This window comes from Streptomyces turgidiscabies Car8, assembly GCF_000331005.1.
Taxonomy (GTDB): Bacteria; Actinomycetota; Actinomycetes; order Streptomycetales; family Streptomycetaceae; genus Streptomyces; species Streptomyces turgidiscabies.
This window is the reverse complement of the sequence record NZ_AEJB01000021.1, coordinates 1-5,647: the sequence shown is the minus strand read 5'-3', so window position 1 is coordinate 5,647 and position 5,647 is coordinate 1. Positions and strand designations below refer to the sequence as shown.

Genomic DNA, 5,647 nt, shown 5'->3' with positions numbered 1-5,647 from the left:
TACTCGGCGCCCTCACGCTGGACGGTCTTGACGCCGACCTTCGTGACGGTCTTCCCCTCCATCGTGTAGTCGTTCTTCGTCCGCATGGTGACGATGACGTGCCCGGGGAAGTTCAACAGGGCGTCGAGCATGTCCTGTTCGAGGTCGTTGACGGGGCCCACCGGCCACCACCCCTACCGAATGAGGAGCGCGTGAGCACCGAGGCTGTCTCCTGGGCGATGGACGACGCCCCGATGCTGCGGACCGAGAAGGATCGGCCCGACAGCACGGCGCGACACGTCCTCCAGGTCCTGGCCGAGCACGCGCGCCCTGACGGCTCCAACTCGCACCCGTCGAACGTCCGGATCCAGTACCGGACCGGCTACGACGAGCGGACCGTGCAGCGGGCTCTGCGACGCCTGGAGGCCGGTCGCCTCATCAAGCGGCAGGGCACGGTGAACGGCCGGCCGAAGTGGAAGCTCCAGATGCACCTGAAGCGTCCGGAGTTCGACTGGGCCGAGCTGGAGGCGGAGGCCGAGGACGCGAAGAAGCAGGCTGCGGAGCGTCAGCGGCGGGCCCGGCAGAAGCGTGTCACGCAGTCAGAATCCGTGACTGTCACGGATGGAGAGTCCGTGACAGTCACGCACTCAGACGACGTGACAGAGGGGGATGTCACGCACTCAGACTCCGTGAGTCACGCACTCCCAGTGCGTGACGTCACGCACTCTGCGTCCGAATGTCACGCACTCAGTGCCCCCCTAACCACCAATGAACCGTCAGAGAACCACCAGGAACCGTTCGCGGGTCCCGTCGGCTCTTCCGGTGCCGCCGCCGCACCTGGCCCCGGTGACACAGGAGACGCACCCGACGACGCAGTGATCGACGTCGAGCCGGAAGACGAGGCTGAGGGCGAGTCCCCCGAGGCACCCGTCACCGCGCAGACGATCGTCGGCGAGTGGCTGGAGCGCTGCACCGAGCGCCCGCCGTCACGCGTCATCGGCCAACTCTCCAAGGAGATCCGGGTCCTCCTCGAGGAGGACCGCATCCACCCGGACTGGATCCGCCGCGGCATCTCCAACTGGATGAAGAAGGGCCTCCACCCCGCGACGCTCGCCAGCGTCGTCAACGAGGCCATGAACACCCCCGGGCCCCCAGGCGCCTCTGCCCCGCGCCAGCAGCCCACCACCGCCCTCTACGACCAGGCCACCGGTACCACCGTCTTCGACCGTGCCCGTGCCCGCCTGGCCGCCCGTACCGCCGCCCAGGAAGGACAGGGTCAGTGACCCAGGACGAAGCCATCCTGCTGCTGGAGTACATCTCCGCAGCCTGCCCGGCCCAGCGCATCGGCGAGTTCACCCCCGACGTCTGGGGCGAGCTGTTCGCCCCGTACAGCCTCGACGAGGCACGCACCGCCGTACTCGTCGTCGCCCGCAAGCAGCCGTTCATCGCCCCGGCCGACGTCATCGCCGAGATCAAGGCCCGCCGTACCGAGCGCATCGAGCTGGCCAACGTCGTGTACGACGGCAACCCGCTGGAGACCGGTGCGGAGTCCGCCGCCGCGATCCGCGAGATCATCCGAGCCGCTGGAGACGGCCTCACAGGCCCCAGCAGCATCGGCAGGTCCCTCGGGACCGCCGAGCGCCTCGCGCTGCCCCCAGGTGATGATCACGGCCCGTACAGCGGTCGTGCAGCTGCGGCCCGCGCCGCCATCGGCAAAATGCCCGCCGGGCGGGACTCCGTCAAGGACCCCCGCGGTCGCGCCTGCCGCCGCTGCGGAGCTGCTGCCGGCAGCAGCTGCACGGCGGGCAAGCGCCGCCTCAGGGACCCGCACCCCATCCGGCTGGAGGACATGCAGCGCGCCGCCGCCGGGCTCCCGCTGCTCGACCCCGACGCCGACGAGGCCCGAATCAAGGCAGCCTCCGCCGCCGCCCTCAACCTCGCCCGCGAGGACCAGGAGCCAGAGGCCGAGGCGTCATGACGGGCCCGATCCCGCGTCAGCGCAAGCCGTACCGATTCACCGCCATGTCCGTGAAGTGCACCTGGTGCAAGGCCCCGGTTGGCGAACTGTGCAGGAACCAGCGCGGAACCCTCGCGCGGCAGCAGGACACCCACGAGGCCCGCGGCACCGAATACGACCGGGTCATGTCAACCCGGTGCCCCGAGCGCATCTGCCAGGCCCACCCCGGACACCCCTGCACCATCACCCCCGACATCCACCAGGCCCGCACCACCGCGGTCCCCACCCCGACCACCACGCCATGAAGCGACTCATCCCGTGCAGAGACTGCCACCACCCCGTCCTCTGGACCATCACGGAGGCCGGGAAGAAACTCGCCGTCGCCCCCGACCCGGACCCCGCCGGCAACACCGCCGTCTGGTGCGACGGCACCGGCACCTGGCGCTCCCGCCGCCCCAGCGAGGACCTCCCGCTGACCGGCTGGGAACGCCTGCACATGCCGCACGTCGGCACCCTCTGCCCCGCCCGCGCCGAACAGCTCGAACTCCCCGTAGGAGTCACCAGCCTCGACGCCCACCGCCGAAAGAAGCGCCGATGAAGTGCGCCTACTGCCCCCAGCAGCTCCGCACCGAGGAGTCCAAGGCCCGCGGCTACGGCCCGATCTGCGGACAAAGGCACGGGCTGATCCCGAAGCGGATGCCCCGTCAGCGTCGCGTGACGACACCCGTCACGCCCGTCACGACGCCCAGCGTCCACCCCGGACAGACCTCCATCCCCATCCAGCCCGTTATCCCTCTGGAGGCATCACCTTGACCGGACCCGAGCACTACCGCGAGGCCGAGCGCCACCTCAGCGCCGCCTCCTTCACCCACGGCCCGGGCGGCGGCCCGGTCCACCCGGAGGCCACCGCGCACCACCTCGCCATGGCCCAGGTCCACGCCCAGCTCGCCGCCGTCGCCGCCCACGTCACCAGCCAGCCCGTCGAGGGCCACGAGAGCAGTGGCGGCATTCCGGACGAGGACTGGGACGACTGGATGACGGTCATCCACCCCGACCACCAGCCCACCACCACCGAGGAGAACTGATCTTGCTGCCCACCATGACCGGCGTCGGCCGACTCACCGCCGACCCCGAACTCCGCTTCACCCCGGCCGGAAAAGCCGTCGCCTCCGTCCCCCTCGCCTTCAACTCCCGCCGCCTCAACAAGCAGACGAACGAGTGGGAGGACGGAGACGTCTTCTACATCCGCGGCTCCGTCTGGGAGCGCCTCGCCGAAAACGTCGCCGAATCCCTCTCCAAGGGCATGGAGGTCCTCGTCACCGGCGAGCTGCGTACCGAGTCGTGGGAGAAGGACGGCCAGAAGCACGAACGGCCGGCACTCCTCATCCGCTCAATCGCCCCCAACCTCGCGTACGCCGTCGCCACCGTGGCCAAGGACACACAGAGCCAGCAGAACGGCCAGAGCGGACAGCGTCCCGCGCAGAACCAGCAGCGCCCCCAGGGACAGCAGCAGTCCCGCCAGGGCCCGCCGCCCCAGGACGACCCGTGGGCCACCAGCCCCGGCAACAACGAACCCCCATTCTGATGCGCGCCCTCAGAACCCTCGTCGCCACCGCGACCGCAGCCGTACTGCTCCTCGCCTGCCACTGCACCGGCGACGCAGTACCAGCACCCTCACCCCAGACAGCGCCCACACCACCAGTGGGGACCTGATGGCCGCCCTCCTCCACCTCCCCGGCGGCACCCGAGACGCCACCGAACTCGTCGAAGCCCTCTTCGTCGCCGCCCAGGCCCGAGAGGACACCGCACCCGAACTGGCCACCCGCTGGCGCCACCTCGCCCACACCATCGGCGACGCACTCAACGCCCTCCCACCACCCAAGCAGTAGCCACAGGCGGACAGGGGCCCCACGCAGGGCCCCGCCCCGGACACCACACCGGAGCAGTCCATGACCAACAACACCCCCAACAGGAACCAGGAACCGGAACCGGTTCGCCCCTGGTTCGCGCGCCTGTTCCGCAGGCCGACGCCCGTCACAACGCCTCCGATTCCGGAGGGCGAGCACATCCTCCGCCTCACGCAGGACCTCACCGCCGCCCTGTCCGATGCCGCGCGATGGAAGGGCCACGCCGACTCTTACGAGCAGGACCGCGAGCGCGCCGTGGAGGCCCTCGCCGGGCGGATCCGGGAGCGCGACGACGCGTACGGCGAGTGCGCGCTGCTGCTCGCCTGGCTCGCTGCTCTCCACCCGGCCACCGCCGTGATCGCCCCGGGGCATGACCCGGAGGGGACGCAAGTCTTGTATCTCGTGGCCGGCGGTTGGCAGATGTCCTGGCACATCCGGCCCGACGAGGCTGAGCAGTTCCGGCATGTGCCCGTGGTCGACGTGACGGATCCGCGTGCGCAGTGGGACGGACACGGGACGCTCCAGAGGCGCGAGCGGATCCACAACCACGTCCGGCTCCTGGCGCTCGACGCCGTAGCTGACGGGCCGCTGACGGGCGTCACAGGGACCGCTGACGTCCCCTGCGAACGCTGCAAGGGAACCGCCACCGATCCGGAGCACTCCGGTGTCGAGCACTACGGCGACAACCACCCCCGCCCGGTCCCGGAGCCCTGTGCCGACTGCCAGTTCCCGCCCCCGGGGACCATCGCCTACCGCTCCCGCATCGGACGAATGCTGCGCTGTCTTCGCCACGCCCCGGACTGGCCAGCGCCTGGCGACTTCGTAGAGCCCGTCACGTCAGAGGACCTGCCCGACGGCGGCACCTGCACCCATCCCGAGTGCGGCATCGACGTGCTGATCACACAGGAGCAGCGAAGCGCCTGACCGCGCGTACGGCCGCCCCCGTCCGAACCAGGGGCGGCCCCGGCCACCATCCCACCGCACCACCAGGAGCAGACCCGCATGACCATCGTCCTGCCGAACCCGTTCTCGCCGTACGCCGACGCCGACCCGCTTTACCGGCACGTCTTTCCCGTCCTCATGCCCGCTCTCTTCGGTGAGCCCGCCCCCGGCACGCTCGCAGTGGCCGGCTGCGAGCGCATGGCCGTCGTCCCCGACGAACCCCTCCGGTTCGCCGACGACCCGGACGCAGCCCTGCCCGCCGGACTGTGCCCGACGTGCATCGCCGCCATGAACGGCGCCGAGACCTCGCCCGGCACGCCCGGCGACTGCGCACGCTGCGAGTCCACCACCCGCCACAACGGCCTGTGCGCACTGTGCCGCCAGGAGAAGCACGCGGACTGGTGGACCACCGACTCCTGGGCCCGCCCGTTCCGCCTCGTCGGCCCCGGGACCCGCGCCCTCGACGGCGTCGTGTTCCCCAACGGCCAGGCCGTCGTGGTCGACGATCCCGAGCAGGGCTTGTCCAGCGGCGCCGCATCCCTGGAGCAGCTGCTCGCCGGTTACCACCGCGCCGAGGTGATGCTCGCCGAGGACGTGATCCGCGTCGGTGGTGCGCGCGTTCAACACGCCGTCGGCCTGTACACGGGCGTCGCCATCGAGCTGGAGGACGCACAGCGCGAGCGGGACGAGCACAAGCAGAGCTACCTCAGCGCCTGCGCGACCATCGCCGCCATGCACAAGGCAGCCGTCGGCGACGTCCGCGGCCCGGCCCGAGGCGTCGTCGAGGACGTCGAGGACGTACGGCAACGCGCCGACCAGATCATGAAAGCGCTGCACATCTACAGCCACGTCCTACGCCAGA

General features: G+C 70.7%; 10 protein-coding genes. All 10 read left to right on the top strand.

The features are described from left to right. Positions 1-191: 191 nt before the first annotated feature. Complete coding sequence (locus tag STRTUCAR8_RS48115; protein WP_048818693.1) at positions 192-1,262, top strand: helix-turn-helix domain-containing protein; 1,071 nt, start codon at positions 192-194, stop codon at positions 1,260-1,262. Next, positions 1,259-1,957 (top strand): zinc finger domain-containing protein, encoded by a 699-nt coding sequence (locus STRTUCAR8_RS01745; protein WP_006373655.1) that lies wholly within the window; start codon positions 1,259-1,261, stop codon positions 1,955-1,957. Before STRTUCAR8_RS48115 ends, STRTUCAR8_RS01745 begins: the two co-directional genes overlap by 4 nt. Next, complete coding sequence (locus STRTUCAR8_RS01740; protein WP_006373646.1) at positions 1,954-2,241, top strand: zinc finger domain-containing protein; 288 nt, start codon at positions 1,954-1,956, stop codon at positions 2,239-2,241. Before STRTUCAR8_RS01745 ends, STRTUCAR8_RS01740 begins: the two co-directional genes overlap by 4 nt. Beyond that, the gene (locus STRTUCAR8_RS01735; RefSeq protein WP_044471466.1) at positions 2,238-2,534 is read left to right on the top strand and encodes a hypothetical protein; all 297 of its coding nucleotides are present in this window, start codon (positions 2,238-2,240) and stop codon (positions 2,532-2,534) included. The genes STRTUCAR8_RS01740 and STRTUCAR8_RS01735 overlap by 4 nt, the downstream gene beginning before the upstream one ends. Continuing rightward, on the top strand, positions 2,531-2,749 hold the full coding sequence (locus STRTUCAR8_RS55530; RefSeq protein WP_006373651.1) for a DUF6011 domain-containing protein: 219 nt from the start codon (positions 2,531-2,533) through the stop codon (positions 2,747-2,749). The genes STRTUCAR8_RS01735 and STRTUCAR8_RS55530 overlap by 4 nt, the downstream gene beginning before the upstream one ends. Continuing rightward, entirely contained in the window at positions 2,746-3,021 is a 276-nt protein-coding gene (locus STRTUCAR8_RS01725) for a hypothetical protein (RefSeq protein ID WP_006373649.1), read from the top strand. Before STRTUCAR8_RS55530 ends, STRTUCAR8_RS01725 begins: the two co-directional genes overlap by 4 nt. 2 nt (positions 3,022-3,023) lie before the next feature. Continuing rightward, positions 3,024-3,521, top strand: a complete 498-nt coding sequence (gene ssb / locus STRTUCAR8_RS01720) for a single-stranded DNA-binding protein (RefSeq protein ID WP_006373644.1) — start codon at positions 3,024-3,026, stop codon at positions 3,519-3,521. A 127-nt stretch (positions 3,522-3,648) separates the two neighbouring features. After that, positions 3,649-3,825 (top strand): hypothetical protein, encoded by a 177-nt coding sequence (locus STRTUCAR8_RS52225; protein WP_006373647.1) that lies wholly within the window; start codon positions 3,649-3,651, stop codon positions 3,823-3,825. Between the two features lie 60 nt (positions 3,826-3,885). Continuing rightward, positions 3,886-4,767, top strand: coding sequence for a hypothetical protein (locus tag STRTUCAR8_RS48660; protein WP_006373656.1), 882 nt, complete (start codon positions 3,886-3,888; stop codon positions 4,765-4,767). 78 nt (positions 4,768-4,845) lie between these two features. Next, the coding region (locus STRTUCAR8_RS01710; protein WP_006373657.1) for a hypothetical protein at positions 4,846-5,647 on the top strand (802 nt) is incomplete at its 3' end.